The sequence below is a fragment of the Streptomyces sp. NRRL B-24572 genome (genome assembly GCF_002156145.1).
In the GTDB taxonomy this organism is placed as follows: domain Bacteria; phylum Actinomycetota; class Actinomycetes; order Streptomycetales; family Streptomycetaceae; genus Streptomyces; species Streptomyces vietnamensis.
Genome location: NZ_MWIG01001106.1, coordinates 1 through 2251 on the forward strand (window position 1 = coordinate 1; position 2251 = coordinate 2251).

Sequence of the window (2251 nt, forward strand, 5' to 3'; positions counted from 1 at the left end):
CCGCCGCCGTCACCACGCAGAGCACGGCGGCCCACTGGGTGGTGGAGAGGTGCTCGCCGAGCAGCACGAGGCCCACCAGGGCCGCGATGACCGGCTCCACCGTGGACAGCACGGCGAAGACCCGGGGCGGCATCCGGCGCAGCGCCGCGAACTCCAGCGAGAAGGGGATGACGGTCGTCAGGACCGCCACCGCGAGCGCGGTGCCGAGCACCCCCGGGCGCAGGAGGACGTCGGGGGAGGGCAGGCCGAGCGCCGGTGCGGTGGGCAGGGCGAGGACGGCGGCGATCGAGATGCCGAGGGCCAGGCCGGAGCCGCCGGGGACCGCGCGGCCCACGCGGGCGCCGAGCAGGATGTATCCGGTGAGGGCGGCGCCGGTGAGCAGGCTCGCGGCGAGGCCGACCGGATCGTCCATGCCCCGCGTCCCGCCGAGCACCAGGAGCCCGGCGGCCGCGACCGCGACCCAGAGCCGGTCGAGGGCGCGGCGCGAGGTGAGCGCGGCGAGCAGCAGCGGCCCGCTGAACTCCAGGGTCACCACGACGCCGAGGGGCAGCCGGGAGGTGGCCTCGTAGAAGGCGAACTGCATGACGGTGAAGACGGCCCCGTACGGGAGCAGCAGTCGCCAGTGGGTGCGCAGGAGCCGTGGCGCGGGGCGGGACAGCAGGCAGAGCAGGGTGGCGGCGATGAGCAGCCGGAGCAGGGTCGCGCCGGTCGGCCCCGTCTCCTCGAACAGTCGTTTCGCGAAGGCGGACCCGAACTGCAGGCTGACCATGCCGGTCAGGAGCAGCAGCGGGGCGGGCGCTGCTCCCAGGACGTACGGACGCATGACGGCACCTCCTCTCCAGGCGTCGACCGCCGGACGGATGCCGAAGACTCTATACCCCCTAGGGGTATGTCGCGACCGTATGGGGGTGCCGGGCCGGGTCTGAGGGGTGTCGCGAGTGTGACGTCCGTCAAAGAGGGCGTGACGCGCATTACTTCGCGGTCACATGGGGCCCCGCGACCGCTAATCTCCGCCGGAGAGCCAGAAGTGAACAGCTGTCGAGGGGTGGAAGATCGTGGCCAGGAAGCTTGCCGTCATCGGGGCCGGACTCATGGGATCCGGCATCGCACAGGTCTCGGCACAGGCGGGCTGGGACGTCGTCCTGCGTGACGTCACCGACGCCGCCCTGACCCGCGGCACCGACGGCATCAAGGCGTCGTACGACAAGTTCGTCGCCAAGGGCAAGCTCGCCGCCGAGGACGCCGAGGCCGCACTCGGCCGGATCACCGCCACCACCGAACTCGACGCCGTCGCCGACGCGGACGTCGTCGTCGAGGCCGTCTTCGAGAACCTCGACGTCAAGCACGACATCTTCCGCTCGCTCGACAAGATCGTGAAGGACGGCGCCGTCCTCGCCTCCAACACCTCCGCGATCCCGATCACCAAGATCGCCGCGGTGACCGAGCGCCCCGAGGCCGTCGTCGGCGTCCACTTCTTCTCGCCCGTCCCGATGATGCAGCTCGTCGAGCTGGTCCGCGGCTACAAGACGAGCGACGAGACCCTCGCCACCGCCCGCGCGTTCGCCGAGTCCGTCGGCAAGACCTGCATCGTCGTCAACCGCGACGTCGCCGGCTTCGTCACCACCCGCCTCATCTCGGCCCTCGTCGTCGAGGCCGCCAAGCTCCACGAGTCGGGCGTCGCCACCGCCGAGGACATCGACATCGCCTGCAAGCTCGGCTTCGGCCACGCCATGGGCCCGCTCGCCACCGCCGACCTCACCGGCATCGACATCCTGGTGAACGCCGCCAACAACATCTACACCGAGTCCCAGGACGAGAAGTTCGCGCCGCCGGAGCTGATGCGCCGGATGGTGGACGCGGGTGACATCGGCCGCAAGAGCGGGCAGGGCTTCTACAAGTACTGAGCCGGACCCACCACCCCGCCCTCACTCCGTGGGGTGAATTTCGGTATCGGTTCGCTGACAAGGCGCAACGTATCTGCCGGTGCGGCAGTCAGTTGTTGCGAAGACGGAGCACTCTCGGGGAGCGCATATGCACATCAGGGGCGACCATGTCGAGCTGGTCGTCGGGGGCCGCCTCGACGTCCGCAGCGCGGCGGACGCCCGTACGGTCCTGCACTCGGCCGTCGACGACGGAGTCGGCGACCTGGTGCTCGACCTGACCGGACTCGACTCCTGGGACGCGACCGGACTCGGCGTCATCATGGGCGCCCACCGGAGGGCCGGCCGCTGCGGCCGGCGCCTCCGGTGGG

General features: G+C 71.0%; 3 protein-coding genes. 2 read left to right on the forward strand and 1 reads right to left on the reverse strand.

The features are described from left to right. Positions 1 to 823: DMT family transporter (locus CCN56_RS40570; protein ID WP_086832539.1), on the reverse strand; the 823-nt coding region annotated here is incomplete at its 3' end. Positions 824 to 1055: 232 nt separating this feature from the next. On the opposite strand from CCN56_RS40570, the gene CCN56_RS40575 reads away from it, so the two are divergent. Then, entirely contained in the window at positions 1056 to 1904 is an 849-nt protein-coding gene (locus CCN56_RS40575; RefSeq protein ID WP_041131267.1) for a 3-hydroxyacyl-CoA dehydrogenase family protein, read from the forward strand. A 127-nt stretch (positions 1905 to 2031) separates the two neighbouring features. Continuing rightward, positions 2032 to 2251 (forward strand): STAS domain-containing protein (locus tag CCN56_RS40580; protein WP_086832540.1); only part of this gene is annotated, 220 nt, incomplete at its 3' end.